Annotated in this window: 7 protein-coding genes and 2 tRNA genes; all 9 read left to right on the top strand. The window is 65.9% G+C overall.

Annotated features, from left to right (window positions below; all coding sequences use genetic code 11):
• The first annotated feature begins 235 nt into the window (after nucleotides 1-235).
• A complete protein-coding gene (locus AL755_RS23340) occupies nucleotides 236-3,751 on the top strand; it encodes a DUF1349 domain-containing protein (RefSeq protein ID WP_082369426.1) in 3,516 nt (1,171 codons plus the stop codon).
• Between the two features lie 107 nt (nucleotides 3,752-3,858).
• Entirely contained in the window at nucleotides 3,859-4,527 is a 669-nt protein-coding gene (locus AL755_RS19130) for an MOSC domain-containing protein (protein WP_054012359.1), read from the top strand.
• Between the two features lie 57 nt (nucleotides 4,528-4,584).
• Nucleotides 4,585-8,007 carry a DUF1349 domain-containing protein gene (locus tag AL755_RS19125; RefSeq protein WP_160318933.1) on the top strand — a complete coding sequence of 1,141 codons (3,423 nt, stop codon included), beginning with the start codon at nucleotides 4,585-4,587 and terminating at the stop codon, nucleotides 8,005-8,007.
• 417 nt (nucleotides 8,008-8,424) lie between these two features.
• On the top strand, nucleotides 8,425-10,383 hold the full coding sequence (locus tag AL755_RS19120) for a DEAD/DEAH box helicase (RefSeq protein WP_237762551.1): 1,959 nt from the start codon (nucleotides 8,425-8,427) through the stop codon (nucleotides 10,381-10,383).
• 267 nt (nucleotides 10,384-10,650) lie between these two features.
• Nucleotides 10,651-10,722, top strand: a tRNA-Thr gene (locus tag AL755_RS19115).
• 64 nt (nucleotides 10,723-10,786) lie between these two features.
• Nucleotides 10,787-10,860 (top strand) — tRNA-Met (locus tag AL755_RS19110).
• A 135-nt stretch (nucleotides 10,861-10,995) separates the two neighbouring features.
• Complete coding sequence (locus tag AL755_RS19105; protein WP_054012357.1) at nucleotides 10,996-11,970, top strand: helix-turn-helix domain-containing protein; 975 nt, start codon at nucleotides 10,996-10,998, stop codon at nucleotides 11,968-11,970.
• Between the two features lie 215 nt (nucleotides 11,971-12,185).
• Nucleotides 12,186-18,326, top strand: a complete 6,141-nt coding sequence (locus AL755_RS19100; protein ID WP_160318932.1) for a DUF5979 domain-containing protein — start codon at nucleotides 12,186-12,188, stop codon at nucleotides 18,324-18,326.
• Between the two features lie 168 nt (nucleotides 18,327-18,494).
• Nucleotides 18,495-19,157 carry an NAD(P)H-binding protein gene (locus AL755_RS19095; protein ID WP_054012355.1) on the top strand — a complete coding sequence of 221 codons (663 nt, stop codon included), beginning with the start codon at nucleotides 18,495-18,497 and terminating at the stop codon, nucleotides 19,155-19,157.
• Nucleotides 19,158-19,160 lie beyond the last annotated feature (3 nt).

Genomic DNA, 19,160 nt, shown 5'->3' with positions numbered 1-19,160 from the left:
CGTGTGGACGCAGCATTAAAGGTGTGATGTCTGATCGAGGTGGTGGTTGATTTTACTGAAGTGCCGAAGCGAACCGCATGCTGGATTCGCCCCCAAACTTCAAATTTCTTGGGCATTGCCGGGACCGGATCGCGGTCGGTTGAAAATACTTCAACAATAGATTTCAAAAAGTAACAATCGAAGCATTTACGCAAAGTGATAGACGTCATATGTCTTGGCTCAATACCATGTGCAAATGACACCAACAGCGAACGCTTCGCCGCGATGTGCGGCACCCGAGACAAAACTCCGGCGTTGGGGCGCCGGGTTCCTGGCGCTTGGCATGGGAGTGGTCCTCGTAGGGGGAACCGCACCCGTCCAGGCGCATGCCGCGGACCAGGCGCCCCTGGCCGGGGCATGGACTCCGGGACCATTGATGCCCGCAAAGGGCCTGAGCGCACAGAATGTCGGCTTTCACGCGGACCAGCCGGCCGTCCAGGACCAATCGGCATTGCCCGTGCACGCCAAGGAGCGGGCCATCGTCAAGGTCACCGACTTTGGTGCCGACCCCACGGGCAGGAAGGACTCCGCCAAGGCTGTCAATGACGCCATCCTCTACGCCAAGAGCCTGAAGAAGCCCGCCACCATCGTCTTCCCCTGCGGCAGCTACTCGATGTACCCCGAGGCCGCGCCCCAACGCGAACTCTATGTCTCCAACACGGTCGGCGCAGACCAGGCCTATGCGAACAAATCAATAGGCTTGCTGCTCGAGGACATGCACGACGTGATTGTCGACGGGATGGGCTCCGCGCTGACCTTCCACGGCAACCAGACCCAAATCGCCGCCATCCGATCCTCGGACGTCACGGTCCAAAACCTGGACACCGATTGGTACGCGCCCGGCACCCTGGACCTCACGGTCCTGACGAGCGGGGTTGCGGGCGGCCACGGCTACCGCGACATCAAGGTTCCGGCAGGGGTGAACTACGCAATCTCCGGGGCAAGCGCCACGTTTACCGGAGAAACCAGCCCCGTCACGGGCCAGCCGTATTGGACGCACGCCCCGTCCGGCGCAAGTGCCGGACAAAACCAGATCCGCGACCTCGCCAGCGGGCTGACCCTGCGCTCCGGACTGCCCCTGTGGACCGGTTCAAGCGCCGTTGCCGACCTCGGCGGGGGAGTGCTGCGGGTCAGCTACACCGCCGCCACCGACCCGGGCGGTGCGGGCAAGGTCTATGAAATGCGGAAAACTACGCGCGACACCCCCGGCAGCTTCATCTGGGAATCCACGCGGACAGCACTGAGCAACATGAAAATGCACTACTTGCACGGCTTTGGCATCGTTGGCCAGTTCAGCCACGACATCTCCATGGACAAGATCACGTTGCGCACGGACCCCGGCACCGACCGGCAGACCGCCTCCTTTGCCGACTTCGTCCAAATGTCGGGTGTGGCCGGGAAGGTGCAGATCACCAACTCGCTGTTCGACAACCCGCACGACGACCCCATCAACATCCACGGCACCTATGTGGAGGTCAAGGCGCTGGACAGGGCCGCCCGCACCGTCACCCTGCAGTACATGCACAACGAGACGGCCGGCTTCCCGCAGTTCTACCCCGGTGACGAGCTCCGTTTCGTCAAGAAGGCCACCATGCTTCCCGAAGGTGCCGCCACGTTCAAGGTGGTCAGCGTCGATGGCCCCAGTGGCACGGATTCATCCCACAGCCTGACCCAGATGACCGTCACGGTGGATGGTGACCTGCCGGCGAACCTTGCGGTGAGCCAGTTCGTGGCCGAAAACCTGACGTACACACCCGAGGTCTACGTGGCCGGCAATACCTTCCAGTCCGTGCCGACCCGCGGCATCCTGGTGACCACTCCCAAGCCGGTGCTCATCGAGCGGAACATCTTCGACCAAATGGGCATGGCCAGCATCTACATTTCCGCGGATGCCGCATCCTGGTACGAGTCCGGCGGGGTGGAGGACGTGAAGATTCGCAACAACGTCTTTGACCGCCCGGCCACGGGGTCCGCGACAATCTTTGTCGACCCCACCAACAGCCAAAACGAGGACGGCAAGGCTGTCCACCACGACATCTCCATCGAAGCCAACAGGTTCTCGCTCCTCTCCGGCGGGCAGCTGGTGAGCGCAAAGTCGGTGTCCGGACTCGAGTTCACCGCCAACGCGGTCAACCATTACTCACCAACGGCGCCCGTCAGCGTGACGTCGTCCAAGCCGCTCTTCTCCTTTAGCGGCAGCAGCGGGGTCCTCATTTCCGGCAACAGCTATGAGCCCGGTTTCAACCTGCGGGCCAATACCTCGGCCATGGCCGCCGCCGAGGTCGACGGTGCCGGCGACGGCGTCCTCACCAATGCGGACAACGTCACCGCCGTCAACGTGCCCAAGTCAACGCTGGCTGCCGGAATGGGATGGGTTCGTGAGGATCCGAGCCGCTGGGCCGCGGTCAACAAGGACACCGTCACGCTCAAGGCCGGTGTCAACGGATTGTGGGCCACCCAAAACGCGGCCGTGAACATCCTGCGCCAGGACGTCCCAGCGGTCGGCGACACGGACGCCGTCGTCAAGCTCAGCGGCGCCACCAAGTCCCAGTACGAGGAGGCCGGGCTGATCCTCTATGCCGACGACGACAACTACGTGGCCCTGGAACGCAAGCACGCCAACGGCTCGCCCGTACTTGCCCTGGTCACGGAAGCGGCCGGCCAACCCAATGAAAACACCCAGGTGGCCGCGCCCCCTGCGGCGGATGTGTGGCTGAAGATCTCGCGGACCGGGAACGCCTACACGGCAAGCTACTCGACGGACGGCACCGCCTTCACCGTCATTGGGTCGATTACCAACGCCGCCGTCGGCAACAACGGTCGCGTGGGCGTCCTTGCCGCCGGCACCAGCACGGGCGACACCGCATTCAACTTCAGCGCACTGACGGTCAAGGGTGTCGCGCAGCCCTTCTTCGGCACCGTGGTGGAACCGGCACCGGCCACGCTGCTGGCCGCGATTGACGCACCCACATGGTCGGGTGTGCAGTTTGCTGCACCGGTCTCACCCCTGGCCTGGATGGCCAACACCGATGCGGCAACCGCCACGGTATCGGCCAGGTTCAAGCCGGGCGATGCCGGGACAAAACTCCAGGTGCAGTTCAATGATGTCCGCATGGAACCGGCCGCCGATGGCAGTTACGCCTTTGATCTGATGTCCGGCCCCAACGTTGTCCAGGTACAAACCCTGGGCGCGGACGGCGTTTCCTCGCAAACTTACCGTTGGGTGATTGTGTCGGCGTTGCCGGCCAAGGCACCCGGGTCCAACGTGGTGTGTGCGCCGGTGGTCGAGCCGACGCCGGAACCGACGGTTGAGCCGACAGCGACGCCGGAACCGACAGCCGAGCCCACAACCGAGCCGACAGTTGATCCGACCATGACGGCAACGCCGAGCGTTGACCCGACGACCAACCCGACAATCAAGCCGACGACGGAGCCAACCGTTGAACCCACGGCTGAACCCACGGCTGAACCCACGGTTGAGCAGACAGTGTCTGCGACGCCGACAGCCGACCCGACGATGACGCCCACGGCCGGACCGAAGGCCACCTCGGCAGCGACCGCGACCGCATCGGCAACTGTATCCCCCTCGATGCCGGAGGGAGAGAACAATCTGGCAAGCACCGGGGCCGCGCTCTGGCCGGCAGTGGGCGGGGCCGTCGTCGTACTGGCGGGACTGGTCCTACTGGTGATGGGCCGCAGGCGCCGGGCCTAGCCTGAGGGGCGTGCGGGGTGTCGAGATGACACCCCGCACGCCCCTCCTGCCATGGAAGGTGGAAAACCAATGGGCCGGCCCCAACCCGCCCTGGCGTAGATTTGGGGATGAACAACGCAGCCGCCGGAACCGTCCTGGCCGTGTGCCGTGTCCATCAATTGCACGGCACCAAGACAGGCATAGGCGTCACCGCCATCGACAAGCGCGCCGTGGACGGCCCCGTCAAGGTCCGCCCGCTGGGCCTGCACGGCGACGTCCAGGCCGACCGCAAGAACCACGGCGGGCCGGACCAGGCCGTGTACGCCTACTCGCAGGAGGACGCGGACTACTGGGCCAAGGAGCTGGGCCGGGACATCCCGCCGGGACTCTTTGGCGAAAACCTGCGTACCCAGGGCATTGACGTCTCCGGCGCCGTGATCGGCCAACGCTGGCGGGTTGGTGCCGACGTGGTGCTGGAGGCCACGTCCCCGCGCGTCCCCTGCGCCACATTTGGAGAACGCATGGGCGAGCCCCAATGGGTCAAGCGGTTCACCCAGGCGGCGCGCATTGGCTGCTACCTGCGAGTGGTGGAGGGCGGCAAGCTTGCCGCCGGCGACCCCGTCACGGTCCTGTCCACCCCTGCGCACGGGATCACGGTGGGCAAGTTCTTCGCCGACCCCACGGTGGAGGACGTCCTGACCCTGCAGGCATTGCACGACGCCGGCGAGCTCACCCTGAGCGACAGCTACGCGGACTACTTTGTACGCATCTTACAAAAAAGTACTTTAGGGCACTGAACTTAACATTCGCATTGTGATGGACACCACATGTTATCGGTAACTACGATCGCAATCATGTCAATCACTCGCAATTCCCATTCCCTCGGCGGGCAGTCGAGTACCACGTTCAGGCGCCTCGGGGCGGGCGTGCTCGCCGTTGGAGTTGGCCTCGTGCTGACCACCGGCGTCCTGCCCTACGCCGCCCATGCGGCCGATCAGGAGCCGGCGCCGCTGTCCGCCGTCGGCCTCAACGCCTCAACCGTTGGCTACCATGCCGCAAGCCCCGCGCAGCCGGACCAGGCGTCGATGCCGGTCCACGCCGCGAAACGCACAATTGTGAACGTCACCGACTTTGGCGCGGACCCCACCGGTGTGAAGGATTCGGCGAAGGCGATCAACGACGCCATTCTCTATGCCAAGAGCCTGAAGGCCCCCACCACCATCGCCTTCCCCTGCGGCAGCTACACGGTCTATCCGGAGAACACGCCCAAACGGAACCTGTACATCTCCAACACGGTGGGCGAAAACCCGGCCTATGTCTCCAAGAACATCGGCGTCCTCATCGAAGACATGGACGACGTCATCGTCGACGGCATGGGCTCCTCGCTGACCTACCACGGCAGCCAAACCGAGATGGCGTCCATCCGATCCAAGGACGTGAGCTTCGAGAACTTCAGCACCGACTGGTACTCCCCGGGCGTACTGGACCTGACCATCCTGAAAACGGGTGTCAGCAACGGCCAGGGCTACCGGGACTTCAAGCTGCCGGCCGGAACAAGCTACACCGTCAACGGTGCAAAGGCCACGTTCCTGGGCGAAAAGAGCCCCGTCACCGGGCAGCCGTACTGGACCCAGGCCCCCGATGACACCACCGGATGGCAGAACCAGATCCGCGACCTGGCCACCGGAAAGACCCTGCGCCAGGATTCGGGCCTGCCCCTGTGGGTGAACTCCACCTCGGTTACCGACCTGGGCAACGACGTCATGCGCGTCACCTACTCCGGCGCCACCGATCCGGGCGGGGAGGGCCAGGTCTACGAGACCCGCCGCCACACGCGCGACACCTCCGCCGTCTTCATCTGGGAATCCGAGCGCACCGCACTGCAGGGCCTGACCCTGCACTACATGCACGGCTTCGGCATGGTGGGCCAGCTGTCCAAGGACATCTCCTTTGACAGGATCACGATGCTCGCCGATCCGGGCACCTGGCGCCAGACGGTGGGCTTTGCCGACTTCCTGCACATGTCCGGGGTAGCCGGCAAGGTCCAGGTGACCAACTCGCTCTTCGACAACCCGCACGATGACCCCATCAACATCCACGGCACCTACGTCCAGGTGACGAAGATCGACAGGGCCGCCAGGACGGTCGTGCTGCGCTACGAGCAATCGGACACGACCGGCTTCCCGCAGTTCTATCCGGGCAACGAGCTGCGCTTCGTCAAGCGAAGCAGCATGCTCCCGGCGGGCACCGACAGCTACAAGGTTGCGGCGGTCACCGGGCCCAACGGCACCGACACCACCGGAAACCTGCGGGAAATGACCGTCACCCTGGACAAGGACCTCCCGGCCGACCTCGCCGTGGAGACGTTCGTGGCCGAAAACATGACGTACACGCCGGAGGTGTACATCGCCGGGAACACCTTCGAATCGGTGCCCACCCGCGGCATCCTGGTCACCACGCCCAAGAAGGTGCTGATCGAACGCAACCACTTCGACCAGATGGGCATGGCCAGCATCTACATTTCCGCCGACGCCGTGGGCTGGTATGAATCCAGCGCCGTCTCCGACGTCACCATCCGGAACAACGTCTTTGACCGGCCCGCCAGCAACTATGCGGCCATTTGGGTGGAGCCCTTCAACACGGAAACGGTTCCGGGCCAGACGGTCCACAAGAACATCACCGTCGACGCCAACCGCTTCTCCCTGCTGCCATCGGGGCAGCTGGTCAACGCCAAATCCGTCACGGGCTTCCGCTTCACCAACAACGTGGTGAGCCACTACGCGCCTACCGAGCCGGTGGACCCGGCCGCGGTGTCGTCCAAGCCGCTCTATGCCTTCGACGGCAGCGCCACCATCACCATTTCCGGCAACAAGTACGCGCCCGGCTTCAACATGCGCGCCAACACCGCGGCCAACATGAGCGCCGGCGAGGTCACCGTGACGGGCGACGGCGCCCGCGTCAACGCCGACAACATCGACCTCACCGGCGTGCAGGTCTCCACCCTCGACCCCGCCATGGGCTGGATCCGGGAGGACGCCTCGCGGTGGACCGCCATCGACAAGAACACCGTGTCCATCAAATCGGGCATCAACGGGCTGTGGGCCACCCAAAACATCGCCGCCAACATGCTCATGACCAAGGCCGGCGCTGCGGGCGACACCGAGGCGGTCGTCAAGATCAGCGGTGCCACCAAGAGCCAGTACGAGGAATCGGGCCTGGTGTTCTACGTTGACGACGACAACTACGTGGCGTTCCAGCGCAAGCATGCGGGTGGATCCCCGGTTCTGGCGGTCGTCACCGAGACGGCCGGCAACGCCGACGAGTCCACCCAGATTGCGGACCCGGGCAACGCCGACATCTGGCTCAAGCTCAAGCGCACGGGAACCGGCTTCACGGGAAGCTGGTCCGCGGACGGCAGCAACTTCACCACGGTCGGCACCATCACGAACGCCGCGGTGGGCAACACGGCCAGGGTGGGCCTGCTCACCGGCGGGCTCAGCGACAACAACACGGCCTTCACCTACAGCAAGCTGACGGTCAACGGCACTGTGCAGCCGTTCTTTGCCACCATTGTCACCCCCGGACCGGTGGCCTTTACGGCGGCCTTGAAAGATCCGGCGTGGCAGGGGATCGACTTTGGTGCGGCCAAGTCCCCGCTCGCCTGGCTGGCGTACTCGGATCCCTCCGTGACGTCGATCAGCGCAGCCTTCACCCCCAAGGACGCCGGCACAAAGGTCCAGGTGATCTTCAACGGCGCCCCGTCGAAGGCCAACGGCGACGGGTCACACACCTTCAAGCTCCTGGCCGGTCCCAACGTGGTGGAGGCAAACACGATTGGCGCCGACGGTGTCGCAACCCAGGCCTACCGCTGGGTGGTGGTCTCCGCCCTGCCGGCCAAGGTCCCCGGCTCCAACGTGGTGTGCGCTCCGGTGGTTGAGCCGACGACGGAACCGACGGAAAGTGCGACCCCTACGGCCGAGCCGAGCGAAAGCGCGAGCCCGACGACGTCGGCGGCACCCAGCGTGACGCCCAGCGCGATCCCCAGCACGGTCCCGTCAACCGTGCCGAGTTCGACGGCGGGCGCCTCGGCAACCGTGCCGGCGTCGAGCGGCCCCACGCTCGCTGTGACGGCGATGGCCACGGCCTCTGTCACGCCGGCACCCGGCGACGGCCTGGCCAGCACCGGCGCAACCGGCCGCTGGTTCGCCGTGGGCGGGGCCGGCGTCGTACTGGCGGGGCTCGTGCTGCTGGTGCTGGGACGCCCGCGCCGGGCTTAACCGGAGTCAGGTAAACGGGCCGGGGCGGGTGTCGCGATGACATCCGTCCCGGCCCCATTGCGTTGCGGTGTGCGGAAACTCACGGGCCATACTGTTGCTTCACCCTAGGGGGGCGGTAGTCTATGCCCTACAATTTAAATATCCCCCACTCCGGTATCTCCTTTTATTTTCTGCCCAATTTTTGAGGCAGGAGCCTGAAGTGTTTGGGGCCCGCAATGATTCATTTTGGCGGGCAAGTAGCGTTCATAGGGGATTGCCGGCAAAGAAACGTCATGCACTATTGGCTTCGGCCGGCAGTGGCGGCCGTACCCACGGTGCGTCAATGACGCGAGACCCTGCCCGGGATTCCTGTAGCGGCTGGATCTCTGCAATGCGGCAACCTCGCCGCCTGGCCCTATGAATGAGGACATTTTGACCATGCCCGAAAACTTGACTGAAAACGCCCCGGAAACCGTGGACGAAGCAGCTGAAATCACTTTCGCCGATCTCGGCATCGACGGCCGCGTGCTGTCCGCCCTGAGCGATGTCGGCTACGAGAAGCCGTCCCCCATCCAGGCCGCCACCATCCCGCTGCTGCTTGAAGGCCGCGACGTCGTGGGCCTGGCCCAGACCGGTACCGGCAAGACGGCGGCATTCGCCGTTCCCGCCCTGTCCCGCATGGCCGAGCTGATGGACCTCAACGGCCCCACCAAGGACACCCAGATCCTGGTGCTGGCTCCCACCCGCGAGCTGGCCCTGCAGGTTGCCGAGGCTTTCACCTCCTACGCCAAGTACATGGACAACTTCTCCGTCCTCCCCGTTTACGGTGGCTCCGCCTACGGCCCCCAGCTGGCCGGCCTGCGCCGCGGCGCCCAGGTTGTTGTCGGTACCCCCGGCCGTGTCATCGACCACCTGTCCAAGGGCTCCCTCGACCTGTCCAACCTCCAGTACCTGGTGCTGGATGAGGCCGACGAAATGCTGCGCATGGGCTTCGCCGAAGACGTCGAGCAGATCCTGGCCCAGACGCCGTCGGAAAAGCAGGTTGCCCTGTTCTCCGCCACGATGCCCGGCCAGATCCGCCGCATCTCCAAGCAGTACCTGAACAACCCCGCCGAGGTCACGGTCAAGTCCAAGACCACCACGGGCGCCAACACCCGCCAGCGCTACCTGCAGGTCATGGGCCCGCACAAGCTCGACGCCCTGACCCGCGTCCTTGAGGTTGAGGAATTCGAAGGCGTCATCGCGTTCGTGCGCACCAAGATGGCCACCGAGGACCTCGCCGACAAGCTCAAGTCCCGCGGCTTCCAGGCTGCCGCCATCAACGGCGACATCCCGCAGCAGCAGCGCGAGCGCACCGTTGAGGCCCTCCGCGACGGCAAGATCGACATCCTGGTCGCCACCGACGTCGCAGCCCGCGGCCTTGACGTCGAGCGCATCACGCACGTGATCAACTACGACATCCCGCACGACACCGAGTCCTATGTGCACCGCATCGGCCGTACGGGCCGCGCCGGCCGCTCCGGCGACGCGATCCTGTTCATGACCCCGCGCGAGAAGTACCTGCTGCGCGCCATCGAGAAGGCCACGCGCCAGCCGGTGGAGCAGATGCACCTGCCCTCCGCCGAGACCATCAACTCGCTGCGCCTGGGCAAGTTCGCCGAGCGCATCACCGAGACGCTGGCCAGCGAGGACGTTGCCAAGTTCCGCGACCTCATCGCCAGCTACGAGGAAGAGCACGACGTGCCCGCCTCGGAAATCGCCGCTGCCCTTGCCGTCATGGCCCAGGGTGGACAGCCGCTGCTGGTCAACGACCTCCCGGCGGCCCCGGAGTACCAGAAGAAGGAACGCTCCAAGGACGGCTTCGGCTCCCGCGGCCCGACCCGCACCCTGACCGAGGGCAACGCCACCTACCGCATCGCGGTGGGCCGTCGCCAGCGCGTCATGCCTGGCTCGATCGTCGGCGCCATCGCCAACGAGGGTGGCCTGTCCTCCTCGCAAATCGGTGGCATCGACATCCGCTCCGACCACACCCTGGTGGAACTGCCGGCCGAGCTGAGCAAGGACCAGTGGCGTGCCCTGAGCAAGACCCGCATCGGCGGCGAGCTCATCAACCTCGAACTGGACAAGGGACGCCGTCCCGCCTCCGCCGGTGCCGGCGGCGGCTACAAGGGCCGTGACGACCGCGGTGACCGCGGCCAGGGCGGCTTCAAGAAGAAGTTCGACGGCGACCGTGGCGGCTTCCGCGGCGGCGAGCGTACGGGCGAGCGTTCGGCAGATCGCGGCGGCTTCAACAACGACCGCGGAGACCGCGGCCAGGGCCACACCGGCCACGGTGGCGGCGACCGTCGTCCCCGCCACGAAGGCGGCCAGAGCTTCAACAGCAAGGGCAAGTGGTAAACACCACGCCCTAGGGCTCTAAAAAGGGGCAGGAATCCGGCAACGGAATCCTGCCCCTTTTTTGCACTCGCGCGGCTATGTGACGCAAGTCATGAGGAGAGGAATGGAAGCTTGAAAAACCTTGATATTCCGCGGATTTTGACGGCTCCCGAACGGCCGTCGGGAGCAAAAGCACTGCCAAATCGGGCGCAAAACAGGCCGCCGGTGCGGCTTTGGCATTCCTCGATTTCACATCCGGCAAAACCACTGGTAAAGTATTTTCTCGTTGCCCCCCTAGCTCAGTGGTAGAGCGCGTTCTTGGTAAGAACGAGGTCACCGGATCGATTCCGGTGGGGGGCTCAGAATGGGAAGGCTCGTGTCAAGACGGTTTTGACCGGCTAGGCACGGGCCTTTTCCCATTCAGGGCGGCATAGCTCAGTTGGTTAGAGCGCACGACTCATAATCGTGAGGTCCCGAGATCGAGTCTCGGTGCCGCTACAGAAGAAGAAGTCCCCACACCGCCAAGGCGGGGTGGGGACTTTTTTGTGCCACCTTTGTATTTTCCATTAGTCTGGATTTTGATATCGCGGTAACGCGATGTCCTAAGCCTCATGGGGGAGGGTGGTACAAACCTTGACCGATCAAGGAATCCAGGAGAACCGGCAGCAGCACCGCCACGGCGTTTTGCTGCTCAGCGAGGCCGCCCTGCTGACGATTTCCCAGCCCTGGAAACTGGTGCCGCACAAGAAGGTCGGGTTCACCGCCACCGTCCAGAGCTGGTACTGCGAACGGCTCCTCCTCACACGGGCGCAGGGAGACGGCACGATCATGTACCGCACCCCGGCACACCTGGGCGACGCCTACGACGACTTCCTCGTGGTCGTGCTGGTCCACGAGGGCGGGCTGACCTGCCAACAGGGCGGAAAAACCTCAACCGCCCGGCGCGGGGATATTGTCACGCTCCTGCCGCGGGAGATCCACGAATCCAACGCGCTCGACGGAACCGACGCCACCTTGCTCTACGTACCCATCCGCTACCTGGAGGGCCGCGGGATCGCCACCGGCAAACTGGCGGCAGCCGCCTGGCCCGGGGGGCCGCTCCTGAAGGCGATCCTGGCCCTCGTGGAAAGCACCATGGAAATGGCCGGGGAGGAATCCCCCGGTCAGAGCATCCATGTTGAGCAGGCGCTGCTTGAACTGGTGGTCGGCCAGTTGAGCGCCTACCTGGCCACCCTTGCGGAGGAGGACGGTGCCGCGGAGGCCCTGCGCAAGCGGGTGCTGGAGCTCATCGCCGAAAACTTCACGAACCCGGACTACGACGTCGACGCCATAGCCGCCTGCATGGGCGCCAGCCGCCGGTTTGTCTACAAGCTCTTTGAGGGCCGGGAGGTTTCCGTCGCCACGCTCCTGCGCTCGCGCCGGCTGGACGCGGCCGAGGTGCTGCTGCGCACCCATGGCCGGGACGCCACCCTGGCCAAGATTGCCCGGGCCTCGGGCTTTGCCAGCGCCGACAGCTTCAGCCGCGCCTACAAGGACAGCCGGGGCGTTTCGCCGTCGGCCTTCCGTACCCGGCACCGCGCCGAAGCCCTGCTGCCCGCCAGGCCCTAGCGGCGCCGTCGAACACCCAATTGGCGGTGTTCCGTGCACCGGCGGATGGCGGTCTGTGCTTTCCGGAGCCATCGGGCCGCACCGCCGCTTAGGATTTGGCCTAAGTATAATTTCGCGCAAACCGCTTCTGCGCGGCCAATCCATGCCGGGAATCCTTGATTCACCGGCATGAGTTGTGTCCGGGAGCAATGCGCGCTTTTCATGATGGGGATCACATGCGATTGGCAGCACGTCGAATATCGGGCACCGCCCTGCGGATGCTTGTGGTGGGGGCCCTGGTGGTGCTCGGGATGGGGACGGCGTTACCGGCCCAGGCCGCGCCCGAGCCGCAAAGCGCCGCCGGAATCACGAAGACCAACAACCTTGACGGCAAGCCGCTGGTGCCGGGCAAGGAAGTCCTCTACGAGATTGTCGCGAGCTGCAAGAGCATCGTGGTGGAATGCGTGAACTTCACGGTGACCGATCAGCTGCCCGCCGGGCTGGAAGTCACCAGCCTCCCACAAAGCACCAACACCCGCGTGGTGAAATACGATCCGGCCACGGGCCTGCTGACGGTGGAATTCAAGATTCCGCTCCAGAACCCGGCCGGAGCCGTGGGCCTGCCTGCGGGATCCCCCCTGAGCTTTGAGGTGGGCATGCGCCTGCCCGTCGGCAGCCCGCTGAAGGACGGCGAGACCGTCGCCAACACCGCGCACGCAACGGGCAAGAACTTCCCGGCCGTGGAATCCACCAACAACGTTGTGGTCTCCGTCCCCAAGGTGGTCAACAGCGTCGCCACCAAGTCCTGGGCCGACGGCTCGGCAGTCGCCGGCAGCGGCGAGGCCGGCACCATCACCCTGGGCGTGCGCAACGACTCCTCCAGCTCCGCGACTATCACCGCGCTGAAGATCACCGATGACTCCCCGGCGACGTTTGAAAACTTCAACTTCACGGATGCCGCCGTCGCAACCTTCCCCAAGGGCGCCGATACGGCCGTGCTCCGGGTCAAGACGGCGGCCGGCTGGGTCGCCGGCGGCACCCTGGGCACCGCCGGCAGTTTCGTGTTACCGGCCGGCATCAACCCCGCCGACGTCGTCGGCGCCGAGGTCACCTTCACCGACAAGGCCGGCGCGGCACTCCCGTACGACGCCACCGGCGGCACCGTCAAACTGGGCGTGGAACTGCGCGATACGATCCGATCCACCGGGCAGAAGCTGCGCCCGGCGGACAAGCTCGTGGTCAACAACTGTGCAACTCCCGCCGCGGTGGATGCCAAGGACGGCGCCAAGGACGGGGCGCCGGCCTGCGCCAGCACCCAAATCCTGCCCGACTCCCTGGTCCTGAAGGGCGCCAAGAACTTCTTTGCCGACACCAACGGCGACTGGAAGAACTCAAGCAACGAACACGCCGTCGTGGGCGAAAACTCGCCCGTCACCGCCACGGTGGACGTCACCAACGGCTCGCCGTTCCCCGTCAAGGAAATCACCATCGTGGAGCCGGACCCGGCCAAGGCCACGGAGCTGAACAAGGTGGACCTGTCCACCATCCGCATCCGCCCGCCGTCGGGCACCACGGCAGTGACGCTGACCGTGAGCTACAGCAACGGCGCCCCGCTCGTGAAGAGCTACACCCCGGCGCAGCTCGCGGCGCAGGGCGGCATTGAGAACATCCTGCGTGCGGGCTCGGCCGTTCAGAAGGTGGAAGTTACCTACACGGGCGTGGATGCCGGCGGCAACCCGTCCATCGCCGAAAAGGCAACGGCGGGCCTGGACCTGCACGGTGCGTTGAACAACCTGGTCACCAACGAGGACCTCCCCGGCGGCACCAGCCCCAACATCGCCAACTGCGCAGCCTTCTCCGGTTCCGCGGGCCGCGTGGACGGCACGGGCATCACCTCCGGCAGCGCGTGCAAGAACCTGCCCGTGGAAGCACCCGTCCCGTCCTCCTCCGGCGTGAAGACCGTGGGCCAGCAGTCGGTCCCGCCGGGGCAACCCATTCCCTTCAGCCTTGAAGTGGCCAACAACGGCAACGTGCCGCTCGTGACACCGCGCATCAGCGACCCGCCCGTTGGCGCCGACGGTGCCCCGCTGTTGAACGCCGCCAACCCCTTCCTGTACGTGAAGCTGAATTCAGCCTCCGTCAGCAAGGCCGCGGAACTGCCCAACGTCACGATCGAACTGTTCGTCGGCGGATCCTGGGTGCCCTATGCCGCGGGCAACACCGCCAACCTGAACGCCGCCACGGGCATCCGGGCCACCCTGGACGGGAACCTGCCGGCCGGCGCCAAATTCACGCTGAACCTGGTGACCGAGCGCCGCCCGGGCATCCTGAACGGCGTGCCCTTCACCAACTGCTTCATCACCACCACCGGCGGAACCTTCAACCCCGCCAGCCCCAGCTGCGCCCCGCAAATCACCACGGGTGCCGCAAGCTCGGGTGCCTCACTGAACAAGAGCATCAGCAAGGCGAGCCTGCCCGAGCATGTTCCGGGCCTGCCCCAGCAGTTTGCCGATGTGACGCTGAGCATCAAGAACACCGGAAACCTCAGCGCCAGGGCCCTGCAGCTCACCGACGCGGATCCCGGCTTCTTCGACGCCGTGAACTTCAGCAAGATCAAGACCGTCAAGTTCCCCACCGGCGCCAACCGGGTGCAAATCGATGTACTCACGGCCGCCGGCTGGGTCAACGGCACCCCCAGGGCACAGGCCGCCATCCCCGCATCCGTGCAGGCCGCCAACGTGCTCGGCCTCCGCGCCACGTTCAGCAACAGCAACCAGGCCGGCGGCGGATACGCCATCATCCCGTGCTGGGACGTCACCGACACTGCCTGCGTGGGATCGCTCAGCTACGAATTCGCGCCGCGGGACACCTTGCGCAGCAACCCCTCCGCGGGAATCCCGGTGGCCCTGCAAAATACCGCAACGGGCAAGTATGAGACAGTGGCGGAAACCGGTGGGCTGGAACCTGTCAAGGGCGACGTCAACGCCACGATCAAGCTGATCCCGGGCAGCAACCAGCTCACCGTGGACAAGAAGCCGGACAGCATCATCGGCGCCGGCGAAACGGCACCGTTCTACCTGACGGTGAAGAACTCCGGCCAGGGAAACATCACCGACTTGGTAGTCAAGGACCTGTTGCCCCCGGGCATCGCCTTTGACGAGACCTTCAAGGGCGACAATGGCCTGCCGTTCAAGATCACGGTGAAGGACGTTCCGGCCAACACCGCCGCGCTCCCTGCCCCCGTCTTCACCCCCAGCACCACGGGGGAGCGGGTCTCGGCCCTGGAATGGGACTTCGGCAAGCAGGCCGACGGCAAGCCGTTCCTCTTTGCCCCCGGCACCGAGTTCGTCATTGAGATCCGGGCCACGCTGGAACCCGGCCCCGGCTCCGGCGCGGTCCTGACCAACACGATGGGCGCCACCGGCTCCAACCCGGACCTGGCCTGCGCCGGGTCCAAGGACACCGGGCACGCCTTTGGTGAGGGAACGTACTGCACCGACACGGCTACGTTGACGGTCAAGGCCGGCGCGTTCTTCCAGTCCCGCAAGTGGGTTGCCGGAACGCCAAGCCTGGGCTGGTACAACACCCTGACCAAGGAAGCCGTGCCGGTGGGCGGGGCAACGTGCCCCGTGACCGTCGACGGGGCGGGCCTGAAGTACACGGCCTACCCGTGCGTGGCCCTGGTGAACCCGGGCGACACGTTCAAGTACCTGCTGCGCCTGGTCAACGCCGGCACCGAGGCCGGAACGGACATGCGCCTCATCGACGTGTTCCCGGCCGCCGGCGACAAGGGCATCGTGGCCAACGAGGACCGCGGCACCGACTGGGACAAGCGCCCGGTCCTCGCCACGGAGCCCACGTTGAGCGGCCCCGGCACCCTGACCACGCTGTACACCAACAACGCCCAGGTCTGCGACAAGGACCTTGACATGGGTGGTGCCGGGTCCTCAAAACCGCAGTGCGCGGCATCCGATTGGAACGCGAAGTTCGGCCCGGCCGTCACCGCGGCCCAGATGCGGATCCACTTTGCCCCGAAGATCGCACCCGGGGAAAAGGTGGAGATCGCCTTTGAGATGAAGTCGCCGGTGGACGTGGCCGAGGCGGGCGATCCGACGATCGCCTGGAACTCCTTTGCCCACGCCGAGACCACCGACCGCAACGGCAGCGCCCATGTGCTCCCGCCCACCGAGCCCATCAAGGTGGGCGTGGCGCTGGCCTATGGCGAGCTGGTCCTGGCCAAGAAGATTGGCGCCAACCCGTCCAATCTGCCCCTCGCGGATGTGAAGTTCACCTTCCATGTGAGCTGTGAACTCACCCCTGTGGGTGGGGACAAACTTACCGTGCTGGACAAGGACTACAAGGTCTCCTCCAGCTCCGAGGTCCGCATCACCGGCATCCCGGCGAACTCAAGCTGCAAGGTGTGGGAGGTTGAATCCCTGGGCGGCTTCACCGACCACGGCGCGGACAACCCGTTCACCGCCGTCATCAAGCCCGCTCTGGGCGCACCCAGCGTGGAAACGGCCATGATCACCAACGACTTCCCCGACGCGGTTGTTGAGCTGGAGAAGAAGGTGACCGGTGCGGCCGCCGGCTTCGCCCAGGACAGCTACCCCATGGACGTCTTCTGCTCCTTCAACGGCACCCCGGTGGAGGGCTACAGCCCGAAGGCGGTCAACGTTCCGGCCAACGGCAAGAGCTTCGTGACGGCCGTGCCTCCGGGCAGCAGCTGCTACGTGGCGGAGACCGACAACGGCGGCGCCACCGAGGTCACGTACCTTCCGGCCAAGGCGGGCCAACCCGGCCAGTCCGATCCTGTCGTCACGCACTCCGGCATTCCGGCCCACGTCACCATCACGAACGATTTCCGCACCGGCTCCCTGTCGGTGAACAAGGAAGTCACCGGCTCCGGCGCCCCGGAACTCGCCCAGGGCCCGTTCACGTTCTCGGTCGTGTGTGCATTCAACGGCAAGGAAGCAGCCGTGAATGAGAGCATCACGATCCCGAAGGGCACCACGGGCCAGAGCGCCTTCACCTCGGAGAAGCTCCAGGGCCTGCCCGCAGGCGCCAGCTGCGAGGTGAGCGAGACGGACAACGGCGGGGCCGACGACACCCCGGCGCCCGTCACGGTGGAGGTGCCCGACAGCGCCAACGTCGTGGCAGGGTTCACGGGGGAGCACGCCAACGTGTTCACGGCCGGCACGATCAGCGTCACCAAGACGCTGGCCGGGGACGCCGCGGAGGAGGACTACGCCAAGAACGCCGTCTTCACCATCCTGGTCACCTGTGAACGGGACGCCAAGGATGCCGAAGGCAATCCCGTGCGTACCACGGTGTTCTCGCAGTCGGTGAACATCAAGGGCGGCGAATCCAGCGGAGCCTTGTTGGACGCCAACGGCAAACCGGTGAAGCTGCCGCTGGGCACCAGCTGCTACGGCGTCGAGACCAACACCGGCGGGGCAACCTCGGGCACCGTCAACCACGACTCCTTTGAGAACGGTGCCAAGGTGGTGAAGTCGGAGATCCCCAGCGACCTCCAGCAGCTTTCCATCACGGCAACGAACACGTTCAGCTATGGTGAACTGACGCTCTCCAAGAAGCTCGACGGCGCCGCCGCCGGGTATGTGGGCGAGCGCGAGTTCTCGCTGGCCCTCAGCTGTGAATTGAACCAGGGCGCGGCAACGGCCACCCCGGTGGTCACCGACCGTCCGTACACGATCAAGGGCGGGGAGGCCATCACGGTGGACAAGCTGCCCGTCGGGGCTGATTGCTGGGTGGCCGAAACCGCCAACGGCGGGGCCTCCAGCGTGTCGATCGACCACGGTGACCGCGCCAACGCCGCCGTCGTCGGACTCGATACGGCCGTGGCGCTGACGGTGACGAACACCTTCGATGCCGGCCTGCTGACCGTCTCGAAGAAGGTCGTCAACGGCGGCGCCGGCCCGTACCCCTTCACCCTGGTGTGCACCACCGGCCAGGGCCCCGTGGCCCTAGCCCCGGCGGACGCGGCCTTCACCCTGAAGGGCGGCACGGCCAAGACCATCAGCGTCCCCAACGGCGCGAGCTGCGTGGTGACCGAGGGAAACCTGCCGGACGGTGACACCGTGACGTACACGGCGTCCACCGGCGGCACGGACGGCAAGGTGACAGTGAACGGTACGGCAACCGTCCAGGTCACCAACACCTTCAAGGTGGCACCCGTTGCTCCGGTCGATCCGGGCACTGGCCCCGGCAAGGGCACGGGCAACGGCAACGGCACCGGTCCGGAGCTGGGCAACACGGGCGCCGCGGGAATCGGCGGGATCACCCTCGCCGCCGTGGGCGCGCTGCTGGCCGGGCTTGCACTGGCCGTCCGCAAACGCCGGAAGGCACGGGCCTAGGAGCCCGCACCACCTCCCGTAACGGGGCAAACAGCCACCCGGAAGCCCGACGCTTCCGGGTGGCTGTTTGTTTGCTCCCGCGGCCGCGCCGGTGGCCCAATCCGGGCCAAGGGTATGTACTGGGAAAGCAGCAGGTTCCGCACCCGGGGCCGCGACGAAGGGACACGCATGAAGAAGGTCATGATCATTGGCGGGCACGGCAAGATTGCGTTGTTGCTGGCACCGCTGCTCGCAGAGGCCGGCATCGAGGTTTCCGGGGTGATTCGCAACTCCGCCCAGATTGACGACGTTGCCGCCGCGCGGGCCACTCCCGTGGTGCACGACGTCGTTTCCGCCACGGCGGAAGAACTCGCCACCCTGTTTGCCGGGCAGGACGCCATCGTGTGGTCGGCCGGGGCCGGCGGCGGCAGCCCCGAACGCACCTACGCGGTGGACCGGGACGCCGCGATCCGCACCATGGATGCGGCCGCCGCGGCGGGCGTGTCCCGCTACGTCATGGTCTCCTACCTGGGCGCCGGGCCCGGCCACGGGGTCCCGTCCGAGGACGGCTTCTTCGCCTACGCCGAGGCCAAGGCGGCCGCCGACGCCCACCTGCGCACCACCGCCCTGGCCTGGACCATCCTCGGCCCCGGCGCCCTGACCTCGGAGGAGCCCACGGGCACCATCACCACGGCCCCCGACATGGCGCACCGGAACACCTCCCGCGCCAATGTGGCGCTCGTTGCCGCCGCCGTGCTGGATCACGCGGCGACCATTGGCCACACGATCGAATTCACCGACGGCGACGTACCCATTGGCCAGGCCCTGGACCAGACCCTGGCCAAGGGCTGAACG

Source organism: Arthrobacter sp. ERGS1:01 (genome assembly GCF_001281315.1).
Taxonomy (GTDB): domain Bacteria; phylum Actinomycetota; class Actinomycetes; order Actinomycetales; family Micrococcaceae; genus Specibacter.
The sequence above is the reverse complement of the archived record's forward strand: the minus strand, read 5'-3'. Positions and strand labels throughout refer to the sequence as shown.